Here is a 23,828-nt window from a genome sequence, read left to right on the forward strand (position 1 = left end):
AAACTTATTACTACATATTATGTAAGATTGATTTATAAGGTTTGGACTAGCTATTTTTCTTATTCATAAGGGCGCTATTAATCTGCACCCTTATTTATATAAACCACTTCATTCCTTACTAGTTATAAGTTGTATATAGTTCCATATGGAATAGTAAGAAAAGAACTTCCGTACGGTGTAACATGATGTACTGGATAAAAATACTCTACGGATGAGTAATATGGTTGTACTCCTTGCTGCTGCATTTGTTGTTGCATTTGTAATGCTTGCTGAATAGCTTGGACTGTACTTTGTGCTCCACTATACGTTATAGACGTACCATACGCTGGTCGCATGCCAGCTTCAGAATTAATATATGAATAAAACATAATTTTCAACTCACTTCCGTATAATTTGTTACACATTATATTATGATTCTTTATTTCATTGGGTACTATAATGCTAGTCCGCTCGCTTATATTCAAATGACAAAATAAAACAGTAGCTGCTAGACTACTTTGAATTCTTCTTATTACCAAATGAAATGATATACATATTCTCCTGTTACACGCTCATCGATTCCAGCAACCCTAACGAACCTAAGTAAATCCGCCCCTTGAAGAAAATATATCGACATCGTAACCGGTACTTGTGACCACATGAATTGAAAAAGCTCATTCACCCTCTGATTCGTCGTAATGATTAAATCATTTACAGGTCCATGATTCCATGCAGAGGTTTGAACTGAAGTGAAAGAAAGGTCTTTCCCATTAATCACTATTCTTGCCACGCTTTGAGTTATGTCCACAATAATCCCCTCCAACATTACAAAAATTGGACCTTTTTTAGTTCATATTATTATAAATATTCTTGACTGTAATAAATGTTTAAGGCAAATCCCTAATAAAGTGAAACTTTAATCAGTGGGGGTCTTACTGCCCGTTAATGCGGGATACAATTTTTTTATTCATATCCCTCAATTCCCATTACAACCATATAATTTCTAACCTGATTCAATTTTTGTAAAAGTTGAACCAGCAAATGTAAATTCCATAAAAGTATTAGAAAAATTAAACTTTACTTTTGAAGGTACTCTGAGAAAAAGCGAAAAATCAGCTGGAAAGCTTATCGATTTAAATATTTATTCGAAATTAATAAGCGATTAATTTTAGTCACTCTGCCCATACTTAATCAAAGTGTCGGCTTCTTTAATTTCTGTATAAAATTCAAAAATTTGACACAATCCTGGAAAAAGCTTATAAAGAAAAGTGAGGTTCCGTTATTTTCACACTTAGTAGCGCAGCCATGTTACATACAATTTTATAAGTGTGAACGAACTACAAAACTAAAAAACAAATAATAAGTTTGCAACATGTTTGCAAATGCGAATTTTGCATATAAATTCGTGTGATATTGAAAGGAGTTTTACTTATGAAAGAAATTAAAACAGAACAAGAATTCAAAGACATCATCGCAAGCGAGGAGCCAGTAGTTGTTAAGTTCTTTACTACATGGTGCCCAGATTGCGTACGTATGGACAACTTTATCGGAGATGTAATGGAAGAGTTCAATAAATTTGAATGGTATTCTATTAATAAAGATGAGTTTCCAAGTATCGCTGAAGAGTATCAAGTAATGGGTATTCCAAGTTTACTTGTATACCAAAACGGTGAGAAGCTAGGCCACTTACATAGTGCTAACGCAAAAACAGAAGAGCAAGTTACTGAGTTTTTAGAAGCATACTAAGATGAAAGCCCTCTGGAAAATATTTTCCAGAGGGCTTTCATCTGTTTTCATAATTATCTTTTGACGTTTTTCCTCGTTTAATGAATTACACCTTGTCATGATAAGAATAATATGTAGTAAGAAAAGTATTCGTTTCTTGATCCATCTCCCCTCCTATCTCTTTAGTAAATAGACTCTAATTAGGTTTACACCCTGACTTTGTACTTTTCAACATATTTTTCCTTCACGAAACTTTGTTATCCCCTTCTTAAAAAGCTATAAAACGTCAACAATGTTTGTATAGACCCACACGACTTTCGTTTGATACTCTATTTATAGAAAGAAATTCCTTTAAAGAAAGGTGAGTGATTAAAATGGATACTCTTTCTCATAAAGAAGCTGATAAAGGCGCTATTGTCAGCATTATGGCCTACATATTTTTATCCTCTATGAAAATCATCATCAGTTATATTACCCTCTCTAGCGCATTACGTGCTGACGGTTTAAATAACTTAACGGATATCGGTGCTTCTTTAGCGATATTAATTGGTCTAAAAATATCTCGTAAACCTCGTGACCCAGATCATCCGTATGGGCATTCGCGGGCCGAACAAATCGCATCACTTGTTGCGTCCTTCATTATGGCAACAGTCGGATTAGAAGTTGTTATTAGTGCCATTCAATCTTTCTTAAATCCGAAACAAGCAGCGCCTAATATACTCGCTGCATGGGTTGCTTTATTTTCTGCTGTCGTTATGTACTGCGTGTATTTGTATACGAAAAAAATTGCAGCACGAACAAAAAGTAAATCATTAGAAGCCGCTGCAAAGGATAATTTATCAGATGCACTCGTAAGTATTGGTACCGTAGTAGGTATTGTCGGTTCTCAGTTCCAAATGCCTATTTTAGACCCTATTGCCGCTTTAATTGTCGGTCTTATTATTTGTAAAACTGCATGGGAGATTTTCGTAGAATCTTCTCATATGCTTACAGATGGAATTGATCCTGATAAAATGGAAGAATACGCTGATGCTATTGAGCATATTGGCGGTGTGGAAAACATTGTAGATATTAGAGCACGTATGTATGGGAATCAAACGTACGTTGATATTACAATTGAAGTAGATGCTCGCATGGATGTTGGAGAAAGTCACTGTATTACCGACAACATCGAAGCTATGCTTCGCAAAAAGTTTGGAATTTACCATGCACACATTCATGTTGAGCCAATGAAAAAAGAACCTATTATGACATAGGTTCTTTTTTTATGAACGTTTTATGGAATATAACACATAAAACGAGCCAGCTACCACCAGCTGCCCATCCTGCTAATATGTCAGATGGATAGTGCACGCCAAGATATATTCGGCTAACTGAAATAGATAATACAACAAAGCTTGCTATAAGAATAATTAACAATTTTTTATGCAACGAAATACGTTCTTCAGTAATTGTGACGTATGCAATAAATCCTAAAAAAGCAGTAGCATTCATCGTATGACCGCTCGGAAAACTATATCCAGTTGCAGTAACAAGCTGCGTGACATCAGGTCTTGCTCGTTCGTACCATAGTTTAAGCATACTGTTTAAATAACGAGATCCGTAGTAATTAATTGTTAGAAGTAACGCACTAAGCAACTTTTTTCTAACGAGAAAATACATTACAAGAATAATGAGTAATGGAAAATATATTCTTTTGGAACCGATAAAAGACACCCAAGTAAAATAGGTCGTCAAATAATCGTTTCGAAAGCTTTGAATAAAATGTGCGACTATATTGTCAAAGTTCTCAATACAAGCGGTATGATACGAAAGTGATAATACGACAAAACAAATGAGTAACGTAAAACTTAGCAAGTATAAATGTCGATATCGTTTCACATACATAACCTCACTATGCAAAAAAAATGGAGCGGTTGTTTTAGTTTTCCTCTCCATTTCTTTTTTATGCATAGTTTATTAAAAAATATAATTATTAATTTTTTGCTTCATCTCAGGGATATCTTCTCTTGTTACAGTGAAGCGAATAACCTTCTCATCAAGATCAAGTGCCTCAGCGAATAAACCAGCTAATCCACGTGATTTTCTATCTACTTCCATAATTATTTCTAATCGGTCGTATGCACGTGGCAAAATTAATAATTCTAATTCATCTAATCTGCCGTAGTACTCTCCAGAAACCGGAATAAACTCAAATTCTTGTGCGAATGGAACTTGTTTACGTAATCGATGCGGTAATTCTTCACATTCTATATGACGTGCTTTAAACCCTAATTCATTTACACTATCTAAAACACTACTTAATAATGCATTAGGTAACACTTGAACGTAGTCGCGGTCACTTGGGTCTATACTACGTTTAATATCAAGACCTGTATGAATCCAAACCGTTTTCATACCAAGTGTAAGTGGTGCTTCAATTGGCATTGGAAAAGAAAATGGAATGTCAACTGTTTCATTTGGTTCTACAGAAAAAGGTTCGGTTAAGCGTACTCGCTCTAAATCATATGTTGCTGTTACTTTTTTATCATCCACTTCTCGTACATACGACGTCGATAATGTTAAGTAAATGCTTTCAATTTGTTGGCTAACTGAACCTCCAGTTATATGAACCTTTCCAACTATTTCTTCCCCAACAATATACTCATCTTTTTCAAGAACAGTATCTACCTTTGCACTTCCAATACCAACGCTTGCTAAAAACTTTTGAAACATGGAGTCTCCATCCTTTCTAAAGCAGAAGCTACATCTTGTTTTAAATCTTGTACATTCTCATAGTACGGCGTTTTTATTTGTAACATTCGCATAAGCATTTCACGATTATAATTTTCCAAAGTTAATTCTTCGTACCATGGTTTTTCCTGTTTTTCATTAGATTCATATCCTGCATATAATAAAAATAATGAGAAATGACCGAGCGCATAAAAGTCGCTACGAAATTGAACTTCTCGCATCAAAGCTTGTTCACCTTCGTAAGTTGTAGCTCGCTCATCATCCTCACCTTTCCATTTAGCTAATCCAAAATCAATAATACTAATTTGATTTTCTTTCATTAATATGTTTGGAATGCGTAAATCTCGGTGAATAATGCCTTCACTATGAAACACCGATACAATTTCTAATATTTCATATAAAATTTCAAAAACTTCACGTTCTGTATATACATACCCATCTATGAAAATATAATCTTCAAAATTTTTACCAGACATGTACTCCATCACAAAGAAGCTCTTTTTCTCCCATATGAAATGATCATATAGACTAGGAATTGCATGATGATTTAATGTTTGTAAAATCATTTTCTCTTGTTCAAATGATTTTCTACCAGACTCATATCTTTGTTTACTTTGTCTTAATTGTTTTAAGACTTTATATCTATTTATCTGCAAATCATTAACGACATATGTAACCCCATAACTGCCCATTCCAATTACTGATTCAATTTTATAATGCTCTGCAACAATTGTATTTTTTCGCAGTGGTCTATCAAATAATGCTAGTACACGACGCCATTTCATCAGCTACTTGAAAAGAAGCTACGGCTTTTACGTTTTCTTTTATAATGTTGATGTCCATAACCAGATGAACGTCGTTTATAATCGCTACTTGAATACGAGCGCCCTCTACGACGATAATCACTACTTGAATACGAACGATATTTTTTCTTTCCTAATAAAGAATCAATAATTTTTTTGAACATTCCTTCACCTCTTGAGTAAAATTTCCTTTTCATTATATCAATAATTATTGACTATACTTGTGACAGGTTTGTAAAGAGTAAAAAACGACGAGTTATGCCCGTCGTTACTTTCATTCATCCTCTTCATCAAAAACTTCATCAATCATGCATTTCTCTAATAAATACTCAAATGTAATATCTGCGAGATCTTCAATTTCTTCTCGTTTTGGGACGTACCCTCTTTCAATTAGTTGCTCATAAAAAAACTCCGCAATCTCTTCCGTATCAATCACGACTTCAATTTCCTTCATGAGCATCACTCCTTTATTTCTGTTTTATGAAAAAATCTCAAAATTATGTATATGAGATTAGAAAAATAGATTTTATTTTTTTATAGGTCATAAGCTTTGGACGAGATGCATACGATTGTAGTACAAGCTATTCAAAGGGGGAAATAATAATGGAAAATCAATATGAAGTAAGACAAACAAAAGAAGAGTTCATGCATGAAGATCAATGGGCAGACTCTCTTATAAAGTGGCTTTTTATTTTTTTAATAGTTGTAGGCATACCTTATACTGCATATGTTGTTGTTCAATTTATTCTCTCTTTCTAGTTAACTATTTTTTCTCTGTCAATTTAACTAAATAATTATGAACAACATCCATTACAATTTTATATTCTTCATCTTTAAATGTATCGAACAATAATTGATAATCGTTATAAATGTCAAGTAATCCATCAATGATTTCTTGACGATTCGTCTTAACACTCACTTTTTTCGAGTTGTTAATTGACTTTAACTTTCCTAAATCTAATTTATTCATACCTGCTTTATCTTGTTTCATTTTCTTCAAAATTGCATTTGCCGTTTGAGCATTGGCGAGTAACGTTAAATCTGATTCATCCGCTTCTAACCATTCACCATCCGTAATCCGTGACAATTCATAAATTGTATCTTCCCATGCGTCATTCTTATATCTCCATACTTCTGTACGAAAACCAACAATACGGAAAACATCTTTATCATATCCAGTTACTTGCACAAGATCACCAAACGTGAAATTATAATTTAATTCAATCCACTCCGTATCGCCCTTTTTCATATCTTGCTCTGTAACGTGCTGCAATGTTTGCTCTACGTAAAATCCATCGTGATTATTGACTTCGTATACATAAACTCCATCTAAAACCTTCATATTTGTGATTTTCCCAACGGTTCCATATAGCGTAATCACGACTATGTCCCCTACGTTGTATTTAGGTTGTTTTTTTCTTGCCATCTCTATCTCTCCTTTTTTTGACGTCGTGATTTTGATATCAGTATATGCAACCTACATAAAAACGCTTATCACAGAAGCTTATATTCATAAATTTTTTCAATAAAAAATATAATCTTATAAAATTTACATTACACTTAAACAAAAGCTAGTAACTAGACTAGCTTCAAATCAACAAATTTCATAATAAAAAAACATACAGAATACTTCACTTTAAATAAAGTAATGTATTCTGTATGTTTTCAAATAGTTTTTATCTATCTTGTATGTATAAATCCCAGGCTTCATCAAATATAGACATACTTTCTAGCATTCCGCTCAACTCTAAGTATGAACTAATTTCATCATAGTCTTCAGATTGCTTCGGAAAACTTAAATCATCATACATCGCCTCTGCTAAATCTGAAATTTCATTTCTAAATAAAGCTGCACGATGCTTCATCATATAATGGTAAAATGTCTTTTTCAAAAATATTCCCTACCTTTCTAACTTGGGTACATTATACAAGGCAAAAAAGAAAAAAACCAGCATAAAAGCTGGTTAAAAGTCGAAATAATTTCTTTTTAATAGACGCGGTCTTCCCATTAATTCTTCATATGTTAGTTGTTTTGGTAAATCTTTCGTGTAAATTAAGAATAATTGATCTTCAATTTCTTTTACTGTATGGTCTGATTGATAGTCCATCCCACACGAGGAACAAGAAATACATGGTGTCTCTTGGATTTCAATGGCTTTCGTACCATCTGGTAATTCCCAATATACAGTATTCAAGCTTTCTTTCGCTTCTGTACTGTCACACCACATACAATTCATACTGCATCACCCTCAGTTTTTTTGTCGTTTTCTTCTAACTTAGCCATTTGTGCTTGATATTTTTTATCTTTTAATTGATCGCGCTTATCACGTTTATCTTTTAAAGATGCATGAGTATCATTATCTTCGTAGTCTTTACGACGGTTCATACGCTGTAAGTCGTCTGGAACGAGGTTAAATTTCTTATCGCTCATAAGACCTGCGATACCAACATCTGAACGTTTTTCTTCGTAGTTCGGATAAATCTCTTTAAAGTATCCTTCCGCTCTTCCTGGAATATAGCTCTCTGGCTCTGGATACGTCGTAATAACACCTTCAAAGTTACGAAGTACAACTTTATCTGCACTTTGTGAGATTAAATAGTTTGGTTGAAGTGCAATTTTACCGCCTCCGCCTGGCGCATCAACAACGAATGTCGGAACAGCATAACCAGATGTGTGTCCACGTAAACCTTCAATAATTTCAAGACCTTTAGATACTGGTGCACGGAAGTGACCGATACCTTCAGATAAGTCACATTGATAAATGTAGTATGGACGTACACGGATTTTTACTAAGTCATGCATAAGTTTTTTCATAATTGGAACGCTGTCGTTAATACCAGCTAAAATTACTGCTTGGTTTCCGACTGGAACACCAGCATTCGCTAACATTTCACATGCCTTTTTCGATTCTTCAGTAATTTCAATAGATGTATTGAAATGTGTATTTAACCATACTGGATGGTATTTTTTAATAATGTTACATAAGTTTTCTGTAATACGTTGTGGGAATACTACTGGTGCTCTCGTTCCGATACGAATAATCTCAACATGCGGAACCTCTCGTAAATTTTTTAATACATATTCTAAAATTTTATCATTAATTAGAAGTCCGTCACCACCGGAGATTAATACATCTCGTACTTGTGGCGTTTCACGAATATAAGCAATTGCATCATCTAATTGTTTCTTTGGTACACCCATTCCAATTTGTCCACTAAAACGACGACGTGTACAGTAACGACAATACATAGAACATTGATTTGTTACTAAGAATAGTACACGGTCCGGATAACGATGTGTTAGCCCTGGAACTGGTGAATCTTCGTCTTCGTGAAGTGGGTCTTCTAAATCATATTTTGTTTTATATAACTCTTCCGAAATCGGTACTGATTGCATCCGAATCGGACAGCGTGGATCATCAGGATTCATTAGCCAAGCATAGTACGGTGTAATGTTTAACGGGATCGTTTTCGTTGAAATTTTAACGCCTTCTTCTTCTTCAGGTGTTAAGTTAATCACTTTTCTTAAGTCATCTAACGTTTTGATCGTATTCGTTAATTGCCAAACCCAATCATTCCATTGCTCTTCAGTAACATCTTTCCATAATTCGATATCCTTCCAGTGACGATTTGGTTTGTATACATCATGTAACATTGCTATTCCCCCTTTTTATACGCTCATCCTTTATATAAGCAATAGTTATGCCAACTTTACATTGTTGATAAGTAAATGTGCGGAGAACCCTATTACATAAGCGAAAAAATATTTTTAAGCGTTGTATGAAATCAATACTTAACATCATATTCATTACTTTTTATATATGTAAACGCTCTTTTATTGGTGCAAACACACAAAAACCGCCGATTATTCGGCGGTTTTGTCGTACTTGCTCAGTTTATATTGAAGCGTTTGACGAGGGATACCCAACATTTTTGCGGCTTGTAATATATTCCCTTCCGTTTCAATCAACGCTTGATCTATTAATTCTTTTTCTGTTTGATGAAGTGCTTCTCTAAGTGGCATTATACCCTTCTTCTTCGAAAACTTCTCTTTCCGAAATGTACGTGGTAAACAATTGGCTGTCAATGTATTCCCTTCTGCAATAATAACAGCATGTTCAATCGTATGTTTTAACTCCCGGACATTTCCAGGCCACTGATAAGCTTGCAGTCTATCTTTCGCTTCCTCATCAATTTGAAGTACAACTTTTTTATAACTTTTATTATATTCTTTCAAAAAATAAGATGCTAATAATAGTACATCCTCAGTTCTTTCACGAAGCGGTGGGATATATAATGAAAATACGTTTAAGCGATAATATAAATCAGTGCGAATTTTATTCTCTCGTAAACATATTTCTGGAGGCTGGTTCATTGCGGTAATAACACGAACATCTACTTTTCTCGTCTTATTATCACCAATTCTTCTAATGACTCCATCTTCTAACACTCGTAACATTTTTGCCTGCAAATCAAGAGGCATTGAATTCAGTTCATCTAAAAATAATGTACCACCATCAACAAGTTCAAATAGCCCAGCTCTTTCAATCGCTCCCGTATAGCTTCCTTTTGTCGTTCCAAACAATAAACTTTCTAATAGCGACTCTGGTAAAGCTGCACAGTTTTGTGCAATAAATGGCTTGTTTTTTCTTTTAGAAGCTTCATGAATTGCTTGTACGAACAGTTCTTTTCCTGTTCCTGTTTCACCATATATTAAAACATTCGCGTCTGTTGGTGCTACTTTTTGTGCTAACTCTTTCGTCTGTTTAAACCGCGTATCATTTGTCACTATCGTCTCAAATGCAGCGTGCTTTTTAATCACTTTTTTTCTAGATGATCGCTTTATTTTCGACTGTAAGTCAACAATTGTGTCAGTAAGTTTTTGAATTGTAGAGTAATCCTTTGCAATTTCAACAGCCCCAGCAATATTCCCATCTATAAAAATAGGTAACGTCGTATTTACTGTACAAACATCTTCACCATTTAAATTTTGATAATGTTGTACCTGATGTACGATAGGTTTTTTTGTATCTAGTACTTTCATCAATGTACTCGTTTCCCTTGATAAAGACGGGAACGCTTCTAACAGATGTTTCCCTAACACTTTTTCAATCTTGGATCCATCGTGTTTTGCAGCTACAGAATTATAAAATATTGTAATTCCATTTTCATCTACAGCGTGTATAGCCTCATCAATACTGCCCAAAATCGCTTCAATGACTTCTTGTGTCGAAACTGCTAGCAATGTCATCCCCCCTCTTGCCGAAAATCCAGCAATTATATGCCGAATTTTCGGCACACCTATGTGCGATTGTAAGCATGACGATTCCGTTCTATAATTTTGACCAATTTTATATTTTCATTAGATAACTCGAAACTCTAATTAGTACAACTTTTTCGAACACCCAGCTCCACCTAACTGTTTTGCTTTACAGCCAAATTTTGAGACGGAAGTTTTACTGCTTTCGAATAACTAGATAGATCTTTCACCCATATATTCATATCTTCCAACTTATCGAAAATGTAGCAATTATTCGCCAGTCTTCCTGTATACGTATAGCCTAATTGATGAAAGGCAGCATTCATTCCGAAAGAAAGCGATCGAGCAATTGTATAGGAGCAGAAAATAGATCTTTCTCGAAGCTCTTCCTCTAATTTAATTAGTAAACTTTTCATAAATCCATGTTTACGATATTCAGGTAAAGTAGCACAATTCGTTAATTCTGCATTTCCTTCCTTTATGTTCATTTCTGCAGATGCTGTACTAATAATTTCCCCCTCAAATTCATACACGTAGTAAATTGTATCGTCTTCTTTCATCGTCTGTAATACATAACCTGCTTCATTTAAAGGTGTCGGATACACTTCAAATACTTTTCCGAAGACAGTTGCTAATTCTTCTGCATCTTCTTCAGTCGCTTTTCTCAGCAAAAATTTCTCTGGAACTACTTTTTCTTTTATTTCTTTTCCTTTTACACCGCTTAATATAGTATCTTCCTCAGTCCAATGCATACTATTTCGTCTTTCATCATTATTATATTTCACAAAAAAGTATGCATCGTGTCCTTGAAAATAATGAGGTATCGTTGCTTCCAACACAAAACCGAAAGAGAGCCATGTTGAAACATGCTCTCCCTTTCCTTTAATAATACATTTAGTGAAAGAATGTTTCTCTGCTAGTTCGTCAATTGTCTGTATAATACTTTCAACATTTCCTGTATAGTGATCTACCCGGATACGTTTATTAAAATAATCTAAAACGCCTTCTACTGTATAACAATTCGTCTGTTCTCTAAAAGATTCATAGTATTTCATTTTTTCACCTCACACCAATCTAGTAATGTACATGCAATAATTTTTGCGGCAGCTATCATTTTATCAACTTCTATATATTCGTTTGGATAGTGTGCTACTTTCGTCTCTCCTGGACCAAATACTATTGTTGGTACGTTTGCAATTTGTGTAAATAAACCTCCATCAGTCCCCCACGGAGATGCTTCAATAATTGGTTCGTTCCCTTCGATTTCAACAAAGTTATGATGAAGTGTTGTAATGAGTTCATGATTTTCTTCTAATTCACCAGGAACCCATCTCGCTCCAAACCATTCTACTTCTACCGGATTTTCAACAAACCAATTGTCCACATCATTTAATTCAACAATCCAATTCTCAAACTCTTCTTTTGCCGCCTCTATAGTCTCATTCGGCGCAACACCGCATCTTCCTTCTAAAATTAATTCATCGGGAACAGAACTTGGCCAACTCCCTCCTTCAATTTTGCCAATGTTAATTGGAATTGGAATTGGAATTCCTTTAAATAACGGATCTGTAATTCGACTATTTCTTTTCTCCTCTAGCTTTCTTACATGTTCTATAACAAACATGCTTTTTTCAATTGCACTAACCCCTTCATAGCGCGTTCCACCGTGTGCAGCTTTCCCTTTTACACGTAGACGAAACCACATGGAACCTTGTTGTTTCGGGAAAAACTTCATATTAGTAGGCTCTGGAATAATGACACCATCTGCTTTATATCCTCGTAATATAGTTGCTAATGTCCCTGCTCCACCACTTTCCTCTTCTATTACACTTTGAAAATAGATGTCTCCTTTTAATTCAATACTAGATTCAATGATCGCTTCCATCGCAAGCATAAGTGCGACATTTCCGCCCTTCATATCCGTCGTTCCACGGCCATATATACGATTTCCTATTTTCTCACCGCTATAAGGGTGATGTTCCCACTGATTCACATCCCCTTCTGGAACTACATCAATATGCCCATTTAATATCATAGATTTCCCGTCGCCACTTCCTTTTAAAGTTGCTACAATATTTGGGCTATCTGAAAAACTTGTACGGGGTGATACAAAATAAGGATGATCTTTCATTTTAGAAAAGGAGGGCTCCCATATATCGAGATCTAAACCTAATTCACGTAATTTTTCAATCACAATTGCCTGCGCACCGCTTTCATCACCAGATACGCTCTTTTCTTGAATTAATCGTTTTAAAAATTTCACACTTTCCTCTTCATGGCTCTCAATATAATCACAAACTTGCTTTTTTAATTGCTCCATATATTACATCTCCCTTCATTCAATTACTAGTAAGTTAGAACTAATTTGAAAATCAGCTTCTGTATGTCGTTTTACATCTTCTACTGTGTATGGGCTCATTAATTCTTGTAATATAAGTCCACTCGGAGTTACCTCCATGACTGCCATATCAGTAATAATTAAATCTACACATTTCTTTGAAGTTAATGGCAATGTACACTCTGAAACAATTTTTGCATTTCCGTACTTATCAACATGATTCATCACAACAACGACCCGCTTCGCTTTTTGTGCTAAATCCATTGCTCCACCAATACCTGGAACACGTTTTCCAGGTACAATCCAGTTTGCTAAATCGCCATTTTCACTTACTTGTAATGAACCAAGAATCGTTATGTCTAGCAAACCTTTTCGAATCATCCCAAACGCTGTGCAGCTATCGAAATAACTCGCTCCTGTTATAAGAGAAGTTGGTAAACCTGCTGCATTACACAAATTTTCGTCTTCATTCCCTTTACTTGGCGTTGGTCCCATGCCCACGATTCCATTTTCCGCATGAAACATAACATTTATATCGTCAGGCAAATGATTTGGTACAAGCGATGGTATGCCAATACCTAAATTTACAATCATACCATTTTGTATTTCTTTCGCCGCACGCCTAGCAATCTTATCCCTCACTTCTACGCCCATACCCATTTCCAGTTCACTCCTTCCGACGGTACAATATAATTTACGAAAACACCTGGAACGACAATTTCCTCTGGATCTAAACTTCCAAGCGGGACTATTTCTTCCGCTTCTACAATTGTTATATCCCCAGCCATCGCTACGTGAGGATTCATATTTCGTGCACTTTTGTCAAATACAAGGTTACCAAACGGATCTGCCTTTTTTGCATATACAATTGAAACTTCAGCAGTTAATGCTGTTTCAACTAAGTAGGTCTTACCATTCATTTCAACTGTTCGTTTTCCCTCTTCCACAATCGTATCAACACCAACATCAACTAAAACACCACCAAGACCAACGCCACCAGCGCGAATGCGCTCTGCTAATGTTCCCTGCGGAGAAAACTCAATTTGTAATCTTCCCTCGTTTAGTTGCCTTCCTGCATTTGGATTGGAGCCAATGTGAGAAGTAATTATTGATTTAACTCTTTCATTTGTAACAAGACGACCGATACCTACATCAGGAAATCCAGTGTCATTTCCAATTAAATTTAAATTTGTAACGCCTTTTTCTAAAATTGCCTGTATTAAAGATGGAGGGGATCCAATCCCTCCAAATCCCCCAAACATCAATGTCATATCATCATGGAACAAAGAAATTACTTCCTCAATTTCTTTTAATTTACCGAATGTATTTGTAATAGTTGTCATGCGATACTATGCCCTCCTTTTTGCATCATCTCTTCCACACTTTTAGAGAAAATTGAAAGTAATTCATCTAACTCGGAATATGTAGTTGTCATTGGCGGTGCTACAAGCAGTGCACTATCTTCTTTTCCTGCTTGCCCTGAAACTGCTTGGTATAAAAGCAGACCATTTTTAGCTGCAACTGAAATAAGCTCTGACGCTTTTGTAAACGATTGCAATTCTACTCCGATTAGCAACCCTTTTCCGCGCACATCAGCAATGATTGTCGATTGTTGCTGAACTTTCTGTAAGCCTTTTATTAAATACTCTCCCTTTTCTGCTGTTTTTTCAGGAAGATTATGTTTCTCCATATATTCAATAACAGCTAAAGCCGTTGCTGCAGACAATGGATTTGCACTTAACGTATGACCGCTCATTACTGAACGTGATCCACGTAATATTGGTTCCATAACACGATCACTTACAACTGTCGCTGCCATCGGTGTATATCCCGCTCCTAACCCTTTACCAAGTGTCATAATATCCGGCTCTACGCCCCAATGCTCCATCGCAAACCATGCTCCAGTACGACCAAGCCCAGTCATTACTTCATCCGCAATAAATAAAATATCGTAATGGTCGCAAATCTCTTTAATGACTTTATAATAGTCTTTCGGCGGAACAACCGCGCCTCCAGCTGCTCCGATAATCGGCTCAGCAATAAAAGCAGCAATATGCTCTGCACCAATTCTTTCAATTGATCTTTCTAGTTCAGTCGCACATGCCAGCTGACAAGTTGGATATACCTTTTGAACAGGACATCTGAAACAATATGGAGCTGGTATAGTCGGATAATCTTCCAAAATAGATACGAAACGTTGTCTACGTAGTGGATGCCCAGACATTGATAAAGCACCCATCGTAATACCGTGATAACTCATCCATCTTGATAAAATTTTATGTTTCCCTTGAATACCTCGCTCTTGAAAATGCTGAATTGCAATTTTCATAGCTGTTTCATTCGCTTCCGTACCACTATTTACAAAAAAACTCCAGTTCAAATCTCCTACACTTAAATCACTTAACTTCTTCGCTAATTTTTCAGCTGGTTCACTCGTAAACTGTGATCTATAAACGAAAGCAATCTCCTCAGCTTGCTTTTTAATAACGTCTGCAATCTCCTTTACGCCATGCCCAATACCTGCCGTAATTGCTCCTGACGAACCATCAAAATATTTATTGCCATTTTGATCATACAAATAAACACCTTTTCCATGTGAAATCATTGGATACGGCTGACCAACAAGTGGTTTAATTAAGTAATCGCGCATAGCGCTCCCCCATTTCTCCAATTTGTATATATATATGAAGAAAATTGACGTTTCTTTCATAAAAAAGAATCCTCTGCAAAAGCAGTGAATTTATCAAAAAACTATTATAAAATATACAAATGAGTGCTTAAAAAATTTTATAAAACAGAAAATTCAGAACTAAAAAACCGAAGACCAACCCTTTTCTATACGCCCAAATGACCCTCCTTTTTATATGAAATGACTGCATCACCAAATGTTTTTATAGCATAATGCCAGCTGTCCTTAAATACCGACATTCTGTACACTTCGACGGAACTCCCGTTAAACTCCTTCCTATTATCCTACTTTAAATTGCATATTTTAAAACAAATTTCGACACCCACCTTACTAATCAATTCAGATTCCTATTCATTATGTAAACTTTTCATTTTTAAACTATAAAAAAAGAACCGATTAACCACACTAATCAGTTCGTCATGACGCTCTCTTATGGGTTAATACTGTCAATTGCTAAAATAAATAGAAAAATGAAGTTTACAAATTCATCCTACAGTCTATAACACAAAACCTTTTCATAACTTCATTCACAATTACTATCGGGATATCCCTATCCCGAAGTGGCACTCCTTTCCTCAGATTCAAAGTATCTTTCCTTTATAATTTATGTAGGACAATTATCACTTTGTATGTGTATTTGCCTATAATTAAAAAAATCCCTAGTTTTCTAGCGATTTTTGGACATGTATTCAATATGTTAATTGAAATGCACTTTCAATTTGGCATTTATTTTACTTTCGTACAGTCATATGTACTGCTTTACTCTGTGAAATTCTCGTAAGCACCAGCACCTCTTTATGAAAACATATTTGTTGTCACTTTTTAATTTTCCCTTTATAAAATCATTTTTTTTGCATAACCGCTTTCTTGCTTCGCATATAGTTTTAATGATGACAAAGGAGGAATGTTCATGTCTCAATCTGAAATCGAAAAATATGGACAAGAAGTTACGCAATACGAACAGCTCGCACGTTACTATCAGTTTCGTAACCCTAAAAAATATATAGAATTATATATGAAATATTACGATGCACTATCAAAACTTGTACAGGCGTATGAAACAAGAGACTCACAAGAAGCTGCTTTACCATCACATATAAGAATTTTTCATGCCGATCCAAATATACCGGCGGTTGACATTTTAGTAAACGGACAAAAGGTTATTAAAAATATTTCATTTAAGCAATTCAGCCCTTATTTTTCATTAGTGCAAGGTAAATACCGTATAGATATTGTTCCTGTCGGAAATGAAACTCCAATCTTTTCAGCGTTGGTACCAATAATGGGAAATCATACTTATACTCTTGCTGCAATAAATAGTGATAATCACCTACAATTACAACCTATACTTGATAATACACATTTACCAGCTGGTCAAGCAAAAATACGCTTTGCACATTTCTCTCCAGATACCCCTGTTGTAAATGTAGATTTAAAAGATGGAGATCATTTATTTGAAAATGCACTCTTTAAACAAATAACCGATTTTTTGCAAGTTAGCCCTGGTACAGCAGATATTGAAATTTCACTCGCAGATAATAAAAACGTTTTATTGACTATACCGAAATTCAATGTTGAACCAAATGTTATTTATACAATTTCAATAGTAGGTTATTCAACTAAAGATCCTAAATTAGAAGCCGTTATACTCACAAATTAAAACAGTCTACACCATTCATTTGGTGTAGACTGTTTATTTTTGAAATGCAATTTGAAATTCTGTCCAATCGTTATCTGATCGACACATAATGGATCCATTATGTTTTTCCACAATTTGTTTACATACAAACAATCCAATACCAGTTCCTAACTTTTTAGTAGTTACAAATGGTTCAAAAATCGTTTCTACATTTTCAGCTGGAATCATTGGTCCATTATTTTTTATCACAATTCGAATAGCTTGATCTTCTTCAAATACATCAATGATAATTTTTCGTTCTTCTTTCATTGATTCAAGAGCATCAATTGAATTCATTAATATGTTTAAAAATACTTGTCTCACTTCACTCCGATAACCAACAAGCGGAATTGGATACGGTAAATTCTTTTCAATCAAAACATTCGCATTGACCAAACTCGGATATAAGAATTGTATAATGTCTTGAAACAAGTCATTAAGCCAAAACCGTTCCGATTCATTCCACATTTCTTTTTTTGATACGAGTAAAAATTGCGAAATACGAAAATTTAATTGATCTAATTCATGCGAAATAATATCTAAATACGATAAACTCGGATGATCTGCCTTTAATAATTTGACAAACCCCATAATGGAAGTAAGCGGATTACGAAATTCATGTACAAAACTAGCTGACATTTGTCCTAAAATCGTCAGTCTTTCTTTATGTGTTTCGTTAATATATTGCTGTTTTTCCTCTAAATTCTTCGATATAATTTCCGAGTATTTTAAAACGGTATAATAAATTAATTTGTCAAAACAAGTATGTATTTTTGCCATAATTGGTTTCAATTCACGAGCGCTAACATCTAATTCACACATCGCTTCGAAAAGTTCATTTCTTCCCACGTTTGCGTTATAAACAAAATCTCCAATATTCGCATCTGCTCCAGCACGTTCAATAGCAATTTTCTCACATAACGGTTGAAGATAATTTATATCTTTATCTTCCATAGTAAGTTCGATAATTAACTCTAGTAAATCCTCTCCATTTTGAACTACTTCTAGTTTAAATGGATCTTTTTCGGAAATTATCATTTTGTTTTTCCAGTTCTCTACGAATTGGTGCCTATTGTTTTTCAAGTGTGAACAAAATATTTCTTTAATATCCTTATCGATTGGAAAAACCTCCATTCCCTCCATTTCCATACGACGAATACCCTTTATATTTTGAATATTAACACAAAAAATACGATTCGTTAATAGATTTTTGTCACATTTTGTTAATTTCTGTTGATAAAATTATTTTTTCTTTCTTATTTAACTAATTGTATGCAAATCCCCTTTTTCCTTCACATATTTTCATTATTTCCGTAGTCAAAACGACTTTTTTTGCATCATTTTTAATTCTTGCGTACAATAGAAAATGAAAGGTGTGAAAAATATGGTAAATAAAAATGTGGAAGATTATCTCCAAGAAGGCATTTACGGCCAAAAGCAAAACAAACCAGAAGAACGTAATATGTATTTAACTACATTACGTGAGCGTGTGGAAATCGCTTTAACGATCGGTCAAGTAATGCAAAGTAATGTATACTCTGAAGTGGCGGGTAGCATGCGCCCTTCTCAATCATTACAACTCCTCCTAAATGGTGGCATTGCTTACCCACATTTATCAAAATACATTAAATTAGCAAACGAAAAAAATGTTCCTTTTACAATTGTTCAAAATAAAGATACAAAAACACCAATCGGTTTAGTATTAACTCATGCTACTGCTGTAGATAAAGAACAAATTTATGTAGAAGATACTATTTTCAAACAAGAAATGAAGTAAAAGTTACACTTAATTAAATAGTTACTAGAAGCGTAAAAAACGAGTATGGAATCGTAAACATTTCCTACTCGTTTTTTAGTGCAAGTTTTAAGTTTTTCTACTTTATTTTTTAATACATACTAATTTCATTTCTGTCATTTCTTCTATTGCATATTTAATTCCTTCACGCCCCGTGCCACTTTCTTTCACGCCACCATAAGGCATATGATCTACTCTGAACGTTGGAATATCATTAATCATGACACCACCAACCTCTAGCTCATCAATTGCACGCATTGCTTTAAATAAATTATTTGTAAATACTCCTGCCTGTAAGCCGTAACGCGAATTATTTACTTGCTCAATCGCTTCATCAAATTCTTTAAATGTATTTACTGTCATGAGTGGACCGAATACTTCTTGGCACTGCACAGATACATGATTTGGAACATTTTTTAATACAGTCGGTTCAAAAATTCGTGCATCCCGCTTCTTACCACCGCATAAAACAGTTGCTCCTTCCTTAATTGCTTCTTGAACCCACATATCAATTCGCTCTACATCTCTTTTTGAAATTAAAGCTGATACATCCGTTTCCTCAAGCAGTGGATCACCAACAACAACTGATTCCATCGCTTTCTTTAGCTTCGAAAGAAATTCATGCATTTTCGTTTCATGTACAAAAACACGTTGTACTGAAATACAAACTTGTCCATTATTAACAAATGCTCCCCATTTTACACGTTCAATTATTTCATCTGTTAACTCTACATCTTCATCAATGATAACAGCAGCATTTGAGCCTAGTTCTAACGTAACTCGTTTTAGCCCAGCCTTTTGTTTTATTCCGATTCCAACTTTTGGACTTCCGGTAAAAGTAATAGAAGCAACGTAATCATTTTTGACGATTGCCTCACCAACCGTGGAGCCAGGACCAGAAATGATATTTAAAGCTCCATTTGGCAATCCTGCCTCTTCAAATAACTCAACTAATGCATAAGATGATAATGGCGTTTGATCAGCTGGCTTTAATACAACTGTATTTCCGGCAGCGATTGCTGGTCCAACTTTATGCGCTACTAAATTTAATGGGAAATTAAATGGTGTAATAGCCCCTATAACCCCAATCGGCTTTCGGATTGTACATGCAATACGCCCATCTGCACCAGGTGCGGCGTCTAATGGCAATGTCTCACCATATATACGCTTCGCTTCTTCAGCTGCAAATTTGTATGTTTGAACAGTACGATCTACTTCTCCCCTTGCAGCACGTATTGGTTTTGCAGCTTCTTTTGCAATAATCTCTGCAAATTCTTCTCTTCTTTCATCCATTTTTTGTGCAACTTTCTCTAAAATAGTCGCACGATCATATGCAGATAATGTATTCATTTTTGTCATTGCATTTTTTGCAGCGGTAACAGCCTCTTTTACATCTTCTTCCGTGCCTTGTGCAATTTCCGCTAATGTTTCTTCAGAATATGGTGCATATAATGGTTTATACGTGTTTACAGATTTCCAATCTCCATTTATATATAAATGCTTTTTCATACTTCTTCTCCTTCCAAATATATGTATACAACAATACTTCACCTAGTGAAAGGTTTGACTTATGTCATTGTATCATAGCCCTTATCCCTCAAAAAACATTATGCTCAAAAAAACTCTGCTATATAGCAGAGTTTACGAGCTAATTTGCTCTTGTAACGAAATTTGTTTTTCATCTTCTAAAATAACAATCGATTCTACTATCTTTGTAACTTCTAATCTTTTTATATAATGTCCATCTAATTCTTTCACACAAAACTTATAATTTTCAATTTCAATGGAATCCTCTTCAGCAATCTCTATATTCTTCGTTAAAATCCAACCACCGATTGTATCAACACCATCATCATCAATCCCTAAACCAAATAACATATTCACTTCACTAACAAGTACTTTTCCCTCTAGTATCGTCTTCGTTTCACTAACCTTTTGAATTTCTGGCTGCTCATCCGTATCAAACTCATCCTGAATATCTCCAACAATTTCTTCCAGAATATCTTCAACAGTAACAAGTCCAGATGTTCCACCATATTCATCTATCAATATAGCAATATGTGTTCTTTCTTTTTGCATTTTTAAAAACAAATCATGAATTGGAATAGAATCGATAACTAAAATAATTGGTCTCATATATTGCTCTACTGTCTTCTTATTAACAGCTTTATGTTGTACAAATTCAGTAAAAATATCTTTAAAATTCACAAAACCTATTACGTGGTCTTTGTCGCCATCAACAACTGGATACCTTGTATATTTTTCACGAGACATTTTTTGCAAAGCTTCTTCAGCAGGCATCTCTTTACTTATAATATTCATTTCAGTTCGAGGTACCATTATTTCTTTTGCAATGCGATCATCAAATTCAAAAATTTTATTCACATATTTATATTCAGATTGATTAATCTCACCATTTTTATAACTTTCTGAAACTAACAACCGTAATTCTTCTTCTGAATGAACCTCATCATGTCCCTTCGGCGGTTTCAGCCCTAGCAGCTTCGTAATGATTCGAGCTGAACCATTTAATAGCCAAATGAATGGGAATGCAATACGATAAAAGAAAATTAACGGCTTAGAAACAAGTAAACTCACTTGTTCAGATTTTTGAATTGCAAATGTTTTTGGGGCCAATTCACCTATTACAACATGTAAAAAAGTAATTAACAAAAACACTAAAATTACAGCAAAAATGTCTGCTAGTTGAGTAGAGATATTCCAATTTGCAAAAAGCGTATCAAACATTTGCTTTAACGCAGGTTTACCAAACCACCCAATTCCTAAAGCTGTAACAGTAATTCCCAGCTGACAAGCAGATAAATATTCGTCTAAGTTTGTAATGACTGTTTTGACCGATGTTGCACGATTATTTCCTTCTGCAATTAAATAGTCAATTCGTGAACTTCTCACTTTAACAATTGCAAATTCTGCTGCAACGAAAAATGCCGTTAAAGCAATTAAAACAATCACTATACTTATACTATATATGTCCAAATACTTTTCCTTACTTACTTTGTAAGCAAGGAAGCCACCTCCTACTTAATTTTATTCAAGTGAAGTAAGCATTCTAATACTCTAACAAAATTCTACATTAGCAACCACCTTTTTATATATTATATGCATACATAAAAAAGATATTTATCATTATGATAATCTAATTCATTTACAATCGTCAAATTATTCTAAATGTTACGATAAAACATTTTTATTTAAACGAACTATTCTTCTCAACTCAATTTCGTGAAAAAACACTTTCTTTGCCGATTCCACACTTCTTTTGTCGCACTAGAAGGGAACTTACTTCATAGCTCGAAATCATTCAACAGGATATATATAGGAGGGATTATTTTGGAATATAAAACACCATTTATCGCAAAGAAATTAGGTGTTAGCCCAAAGGCTGTTGTCCGGATCGCACAACAATTAAATCTTACGATAGAGAAAAACAAATATGGCCACTTTATTTTCACACAAGAGGATGTCGATCAAATGTTAGAACACCATCGATTTCAAATAGAGCAATCTCAAAATTCTCAATCTACTCAAAAGGCTTCCTCAAATGAAGTTGAGGAATTAAAAACTCAAGTTAATACAATTGTTCAAAACATATTACCCAATGATTTTGAGCAATTAGCTGATCAATTAAACACTATTACGAGAAGACTTGATCGAATGGAAGAACAAATGCAAGATAAGGCAAATGATGTCGTCACGTACCAACTTTTACAACACCGTCGTGAAATGGAGGAAATGTTAGAGCGAATTCAAAAATTAGAAGCTGCCCTAACGAAAGAAGAACCCATTTATATTACTCCTGATTCAAAACCAACATATGAACGAGAAAAGAAACCGAAGCGCCGCAAAATGATTTTTAGTATATTTGGATTATAATTTTTAGACCCTTATTAAAATAATAAGGGTCTTTTTTAATGAAGAGTTATATCCTATACAAATATTATTCTCTTTATTATACATATTCACTTCGCTTTATTTCGTTAACATAATATTTTTACTGTATTCTGCAATTAATGCCTGTGCATGAGCATTCCCTTGAATCACATCACGAAATTCTTTTAAAGAATACAAATGCGTAACCCCTTTTCGAGCATGAATTCTTACTGGTACACCTTGTAAAGTATCATGAAACTGAAATGGATTATCTATTGGCTCAATTGGAAAACCAAGTGTAAGTAAATACATATACATTCTTTTTGTTACTGCTGCAATGTACCATTCAGCTTTTGTTTCTAACGCATGTATAAATAAAATAGCTGTTAGCCTTTTGAAATGTCCTCTCCCACGAGACGTTTTCGAAATACTTAACTTGCCTATTTCATATACATTCTTCAAATCTTTTACTAAATCATTTTTAGAAAACGGATAGAAAAACTCAGAATTTGATTGTTCAGGTATCGTATACTTAATACATTCTACTGTACCAATAGGATGTTCATCTTCTATTAATAAAAATCGTGATGGATTTAAATTACGTTCTACGAACATTAAGTTTCTTTCTTCACAAAAATCTCCCCATAGTTGCTCGAACCCAAAATGTTCTTCCTTTGTTTGAACACGCTGGAACATATTTAACCGCCTTTCCCATCGTCGCTCTGTTTTTGATAACGCTTTCACTATCTATCATATAAGAACAAATCTTCGTATGCAACTAAAAATATTTATGACTTATTATATTCTGCAAAATGAATTAGATTCCAATTTAATCGACTTTTATCCCGCGCTCACATTCCTTTTAATAACACATTTGTAGCACTTTTCAAATCTAAATTACATTATGTTTCTTTCCATACAGCATATAATTCTTCTT

27 protein-coding genes and 1 pseudogene are annotated in these 23,828 nt (G+C 34.4%); 7 read left to right on the forward strand and 21 right to left on the reverse strand.

Going from position 1 to position 23,828, the window contains the following annotated elements; genetic code table 11:
- Nucleotides 1-122: 122 nt before the first annotated feature.
- Both QCI79_RS01420 and QCI79_RS01425 read right to left on the reverse strand, forming a co-directional pair.
- Nucleotides 123-368: a DUF3947 family protein gene (locus tag QCI79_RS01420; protein ID WP_000500112.1), complete on the reverse strand. Its 246-nt coding sequence runs from the start codon at nucleotides 366-368 to the stop codon at nucleotides 123-125.
- Between the two features lie 143 nt (nucleotides 369-511).
- Nucleotides 512-787: a hypothetical protein gene (locus QCI79_RS01425; RefSeq protein ID WP_000355687.1), complete on the reverse strand. Its 276-nt coding sequence runs from the start codon at nucleotides 785-787 to the stop codon at nucleotides 512-514.
- A gap of 208 nt (nucleotides 788-995) precedes the next feature.
- Here QCI79_RS01425 and QCI79_RS01430 point away from each other — a divergent pair.
- From QCI79_RS01430 to QCI79_RS01440, 3 genes and pseudogenes are all read left to right on the forward strand, one after another.
- Nucleotides 996-1,145 (forward strand): annotated as a pseudogene (locus QCI79_RS01430) (GNAT family N-acetyltransferase); the annotation flags it as partial.
- A 265-nt stretch (nucleotides 1,146-1,410) separates the two neighbouring features.
- On the forward strand, nucleotides 1,411-1,725 hold the full coding sequence (locus QCI79_RS01435; protein ID WP_000658787.1) for a thioredoxin family protein: 315 nt from the start codon (nucleotides 1,411-1,413) through the stop codon (nucleotides 1,723-1,725).
- A 353-nt stretch (nucleotides 1,726-2,078) separates the two neighbouring features.
- Nucleotides 2,079-2,960 carry a cation diffusion facilitator family transporter gene (locus QCI79_RS01440; protein ID WP_000380380.1) on the forward strand — a complete coding sequence of 294 codons (882 nt, stop codon included), beginning with the start codon at nucleotides 2,079-2,081 and terminating at the stop codon, nucleotides 2,958-2,960.
- Here the strand turns inward: QCI79_RS01440 and QCI79_RS01445 are convergent.
- From QCI79_RS01445 to QCI79_RS01465, 5 genes are all read right to left on the reverse strand, one after another.
- Nucleotides 2,950-3,585 carry a phosphatase PAP2 family protein gene (locus tag QCI79_RS01445; protein WP_000833370.1) on the reverse strand — a complete coding sequence of 212 codons (636 nt, stop codon included), beginning with the start codon at nucleotides 3,583-3,585 and terminating at the stop codon, nucleotides 2,950-2,952. The two genes, QCI79_RS01440 and QCI79_RS01445, sit on opposite strands and share 11 nt — an antisense overlap.
- A 78-nt stretch (nucleotides 3,586-3,663) precedes the next feature.
- A complete protein-coding gene (locus QCI79_RS01450) occupies nucleotides 3,664-4,419 on the reverse strand; it encodes a sporulation protein (RefSeq protein ID WP_000486631.1) in 756 nt (251 codons plus the stop codon).
- Nucleotides 4,401-5,222: a serine/threonine protein kinase gene (locus QCI79_RS01455; protein WP_000872051.1), complete on the reverse strand. Its 822-nt coding sequence runs from the start codon at nucleotides 5,220-5,222 to the stop codon at nucleotides 4,401-4,403. Before QCI79_RS01455 ends, QCI79_RS01450 begins: the two co-directional genes overlap by 19 nt.
- Entirely contained in the window at nucleotides 5,222-5,404 is a 183-nt protein-coding gene (locus QCI79_RS01460; protein ID WP_000473371.1) for a hypothetical protein, read from the reverse strand. Before QCI79_RS01460 ends, QCI79_RS01455 begins: the two co-directional genes overlap by 1 nt.
- A gap of 110 nt (nucleotides 5,405-5,514) precedes the next feature.
- On the reverse strand, nucleotides 5,515-5,694 hold the full coding sequence (locus QCI79_RS01465; RefSeq protein WP_000658451.1) for a YozD family protein: 180 nt from the start codon (nucleotides 5,692-5,694) through the stop codon (nucleotides 5,515-5,517).
- A 149-nt stretch (nucleotides 5,695-5,843) separates the two neighbouring features.
- Here QCI79_RS01465 and QCI79_RS01470 point away from each other — a divergent pair, with 149 nt between their 5' ends.
- Nucleotides 5,844-5,999 carry a DUF3930 family protein gene (locus tag QCI79_RS01470; RefSeq protein WP_000431487.1) on the forward strand — a complete coding sequence of 52 codons (156 nt, stop codon included), beginning with the start codon at nucleotides 5,844-5,846 and terminating at the stop codon, nucleotides 5,997-5,999.
- 4 nt (nucleotides 6,000-6,003) lie between these two features.
- On the opposite strand, the gene QCI79_RS01475 is transcribed toward QCI79_RS01470, so the two are convergent.
- From QCI79_RS01475 to QCI79_RS01520, 10 genes are all read right to left on the reverse strand, one after another.
- The gene (locus tag QCI79_RS01475; protein ID WP_000101499.1) at nucleotides 6,004-6,666 is read right to left on the reverse strand and encodes a hypothetical protein; all 663 of its coding nucleotides are present in this window, start codon (nucleotides 6,664-6,666) and stop codon (nucleotides 6,004-6,006) included.
- A gap of 250 nt (nucleotides 6,667-6,916) precedes the next feature.
- On the reverse strand, nucleotides 6,917-7,132 hold the full coding sequence (locus QCI79_RS01480) for a YozE family protein (protein WP_000750717.1): 216 nt from the start codon (nucleotides 7,130-7,132) through the stop codon (nucleotides 6,917-6,919).
- A gap of 72 nt (nucleotides 7,133-7,204) precedes the next feature.
- Nucleotides 7,205-7,477 (reverse strand): YokU family protein, encoded by a 273-nt coding sequence (locus tag QCI79_RS01485; RefSeq protein ID WP_000995763.1) that lies wholly within the window; start codon nucleotides 7,475-7,477, stop codon nucleotides 7,205-7,207.
- On the reverse strand, nucleotides 7,474-8,895 hold the full coding sequence (kamA, locus tag QCI79_RS01490; protein WP_000902143.1) for a lysine 2,3-aminomutase: 1,422 nt from the start codon (nucleotides 8,893-8,895) through the stop codon (nucleotides 7,474-7,476). Before kamA ends, QCI79_RS01485 begins: the two co-directional genes overlap by 4 nt.
- Nucleotides 8,896-9,105: 210 nt before the next feature.
- Nucleotides 9,106-10,491, reverse strand: a complete 1,386-nt coding sequence (gene rocR, locus QCI79_RS01495) for an arginine utilization transcriptional regulator RocR (RefSeq protein WP_021727614.1) — start codon at nucleotides 10,489-10,491, stop codon at nucleotides 9,106-9,108.
- 164 nt (nucleotides 10,492-10,655) lie between these two features.
- On the reverse strand, nucleotides 10,656-11,555 hold the full coding sequence (ablB, locus tag QCI79_RS01500) for a putative beta-lysine N-acetyltransferase (RefSeq protein ID WP_021727615.1): 900 nt from the start codon (nucleotides 11,553-11,555) through the stop codon (nucleotides 10,656-10,658).
- Entirely contained in the window at nucleotides 11,552-12,820 is a 1,269-nt protein-coding gene (locus QCI79_RS01505; protein WP_000436691.1) for a peptidase, read from the reverse strand. The genes ablB and QCI79_RS01505 overlap by 4 nt, the downstream gene beginning before the upstream one ends.
- Before the next feature lie 15 nt (nucleotides 12,821-12,835).
- Nucleotides 12,836-13,498: a CoA transferase subunit B gene (locus QCI79_RS01510; RefSeq protein WP_000525278.1), complete on the reverse strand. Its 663-nt coding sequence runs from the start codon at nucleotides 13,496-13,498 to the stop codon at nucleotides 12,836-12,838.
- Nucleotides 13,483-14,181, reverse strand: a complete 699-nt coding sequence (gene atoD / locus QCI79_RS01515; protein WP_000208102.1) for an acetate CoA-transferase subunit alpha — start codon at nucleotides 14,179-14,181, stop codon at nucleotides 13,483-13,485. The genes QCI79_RS01510 and atoD overlap by 16 nt, the downstream gene beginning before the upstream one ends.
- Complete coding sequence (locus QCI79_RS01520) at nucleotides 14,178-15,488, reverse strand: aspartate aminotransferase family protein (RefSeq protein ID WP_021727616.1); 1,311 nt, start codon at nucleotides 15,486-15,488, stop codon at nucleotides 14,178-14,180. The genes atoD and QCI79_RS01520 overlap by 4 nt, the downstream gene beginning before the upstream one ends.
- A gap of 949 nt (nucleotides 15,489-16,437) precedes the next feature.
- Between QCI79_RS01520 and QCI79_RS01525 the strand changes: the two genes are divergently transcribed.
- Nucleotides 16,438-17,187, forward strand: coding sequence for a DUF4397 domain-containing protein (locus tag QCI79_RS01525; RefSeq protein ID WP_021727617.1), 750 nt, complete (start codon nucleotides 16,438-16,440; stop codon nucleotides 17,185-17,187).
- A gap of 33 nt (nucleotides 17,188-17,220) precedes the next feature.
- Here the strand turns inward: QCI79_RS01525 and QCI79_RS01530 are convergent, their stop codons facing one another.
- Nucleotides 17,221-18,354: a BA2291 family sporulation histidine kinase gene (locus tag QCI79_RS01530; RefSeq protein WP_000425086.1), complete on the reverse strand. Its 1,134-nt coding sequence runs from the start codon at nucleotides 18,352-18,354 to the stop codon at nucleotides 17,221-17,223.
- Between the two features lie 235 nt (nucleotides 18,355-18,589).
- On the opposite strand from QCI79_RS01530, the gene QCI79_RS01535 reads away from it, so the two are divergent.
- Nucleotides 18,590-18,982 (forward strand): YueI family protein, encoded by a 393-nt coding sequence (locus QCI79_RS01535; RefSeq protein ID WP_000247557.1) that lies wholly within the window; start codon nucleotides 18,590-18,592, stop codon nucleotides 18,980-18,982.
- Nucleotides 18,983-19,084: 102 nt separating this feature from the next.
- Here QCI79_RS01535 and QCI79_RS01540 read toward each other — a convergent pair whose 3' ends face one another.
- Both QCI79_RS01540 and QCI79_RS01545 read right to left on the reverse strand, forming a co-directional pair.
- Nucleotides 19,085-20,509 carry an aldehyde dehydrogenase family protein gene (locus QCI79_RS01540; RefSeq protein ID WP_021727618.1) on the reverse strand — a complete coding sequence of 475 codons (1,425 nt, stop codon included), beginning with the start codon at nucleotides 20,507-20,509 and terminating at the stop codon, nucleotides 19,085-19,087.
- Between the two features lie 132 nt (nucleotides 20,510-20,641).
- A complete protein-coding gene (locus QCI79_RS01545; RefSeq protein WP_001987328.1) occupies nucleotides 20,642-21,997 on the reverse strand; it encodes a hemolysin family protein in 1,356 nt (451 codons plus the stop codon).
- A gap of 354 nt (nucleotides 21,998-22,351) precedes the next feature.
- Here QCI79_RS01545 and racA point away from each other — a divergent pair, with 354 nt between their 5' ends.
- A complete protein-coding gene (gene racA / locus QCI79_RS01550) occupies nucleotides 22,352-22,894 on the forward strand; it encodes a chromosome-anchoring protein RacA (RefSeq protein ID WP_000456021.1) in 543 nt (180 codons plus the stop codon).
- Nucleotides 22,895-22,990: 96 nt separating this feature from the next.
- On the opposite strand, the gene QCI79_RS01555 is transcribed toward racA, so the two are convergent.
- Nucleotides 22,991-23,587, reverse strand: coding sequence for a hypothetical protein (locus tag QCI79_RS01555; RefSeq protein ID WP_000487794.1), 597 nt, complete (start codon nucleotides 23,585-23,587; stop codon nucleotides 22,991-22,993).
- Nucleotides 23,588-23,828 lie beyond the last annotated feature (241 nt).

It is taken from the genome of Bacillus cereus group sp. MG1 (assembly GCF_040460035.1).
Taxonomy (GTDB): domain Bacteria; phylum Bacillota; class Bacilli; order Bacillales; family Bacillaceae_G; genus Bacillus_A; species Bacillus_A cereus.

Excerpts from the sequence above, each read along its gene's own strand:
- atoD (WP_000208102.1), bottom strand. The coding sequence starts at position 14,181 with ATGACAACTATTACAAATACATTCGGTAAATTAAAAGAAATTGAGGAA.
- QCI79_RS01540 (WP_021727618.1), bottom strand. The coding sequence starts at position 20,509 with ATGAAAAAGCATTTATATATAAATGGAGATTGGAAATCTGTAAACACG.
- QCI79_RS01475 (WP_000101499.1), bottom strand. The coding sequence starts at position 6,666 with ATGGCAAGAAAAAAACAACCTAAATACAACGTAGGGGACATAGTCGTG.
- QCI79_RS01460 (WP_000473371.1), bottom strand. The coding sequence starts at position 5,404 with ATGTTCAAAAAAATTATTGATTCTTTATTAGGAAAGAAAAAATATCGT.
- QCI79_RS01510 (WP_000525278.1), bottom strand. The coding sequence starts at position 13,498 with ATGGGTATGGGCGTAGAAGTGAGGGATAAGATTGCTAGGCGTGCGGCG.
- QCI79_RS01450 (WP_000486631.1), bottom strand. The coding sequence starts at position 4,419 with ATGTTTCAAAAGTTTTTAGCAAGCGTTGGTATTGGAAGTGCAAAGGTA.
- QCI79_RS01485 (WP_000995763.1), bottom strand. The coding sequence starts at position 7,477 with ATGAATTGTATGTGGTGTGACAGTACAGAAGCGAAAGAAAGCTTGAAT.
- QCI79_RS01440 (WP_000380380.1), top strand. The coding sequence starts at position 2,079 with ATGGATACTCTTTCTCATAAAGAAGCTGATAAAGGCGCTATTGTCAGC.
- QCI79_RS01420 (WP_000500112.1), bottom strand. The coding sequence starts at position 368 with ATGTTTTATTCATATATTAATTCTGAAGCTGGCATGCGACCAGCGTAT.
- QCI79_RS01455 (WP_000872051.1), bottom strand. The coding sequence starts at position 5,222 with ATGAAATGGCGTCGTGTACTAGCATTATTTGATAGACCACTGCGAAAA.
- QCI79_RS01530 (WP_000425086.1), bottom strand. The coding sequence starts at position 18,354 with ATGGAAATGGAGGGAATGGAGGTTTTTCCAATCGATAAGGATATTAAA.
- ablB (WP_021727615.1), bottom strand. The coding sequence starts at position 11,555 with ATGAAATACTATGAATCTTTTAGAGAACAGACGAATTGTTATACAGTA.
- QCI79_RS01525 (WP_021727617.1), top strand. The coding sequence starts at position 16,438 with ATGTCTCAATCTGAAATCGAAAAATATGGACAAGAAGTTACGCAATAC.
- QCI79_RS01535 (WP_000247557.1), top strand. The coding sequence starts at position 18,590 with ATGGTAAATAAAAATGTGGAAGATTATCTCCAAGAAGGCATTTACGGC.
- QCI79_RS01520 (WP_021727616.1), bottom strand. The coding sequence starts at position 15,488 with ATGCGCGATTACTTAATTAAACCACTTGTTGGTCAGCCGTATCCAATG.
- kamA (WP_000902143.1), bottom strand. The coding sequence starts at position 8,895 with ATGTTACATGATGTATACAAACCAAATCGTCACTGGAAGGATATCGAA.
- QCI79_RS01555 (WP_000487794.1), bottom strand. The coding sequence starts at position 23,587 with ATGTTCCAGCGTGTTCAAACAAAGGAAGAACATTTTGGGTTCGAGCAA.
- QCI79_RS01470 (WP_000431487.1), top strand. The coding sequence starts at position 5,844 with ATGGAAAATCAATATGAAGTAAGACAAACAAAAGAAGAGTTCATGCAT.
- QCI79_RS01505 (WP_000436691.1), bottom strand. The coding sequence starts at position 12,820 with ATGGAGCAATTAAAAAAGCAAGTTTGTGATTATATTGAGAGCCATGAA.
- rocR (WP_021727614.1), bottom strand. The coding sequence starts at position 10,491 with ATGACATTGCTAGCAGTTTCGACACAAGAAGTCATTGAAGCGATTTTG.
- QCI79_RS01465 (WP_000658451.1), bottom strand. The coding sequence starts at position 5,694 with ATGAAGGAAATTGAAGTCGTGATTGATACGGAAGAGATTGCGGAGTTT.
- QCI79_RS01435 (WP_000658787.1), top strand. The coding sequence starts at position 1,411 with ATGAAAGAAATTAAAACAGAACAAGAATTCAAAGACATCATCGCAAGC.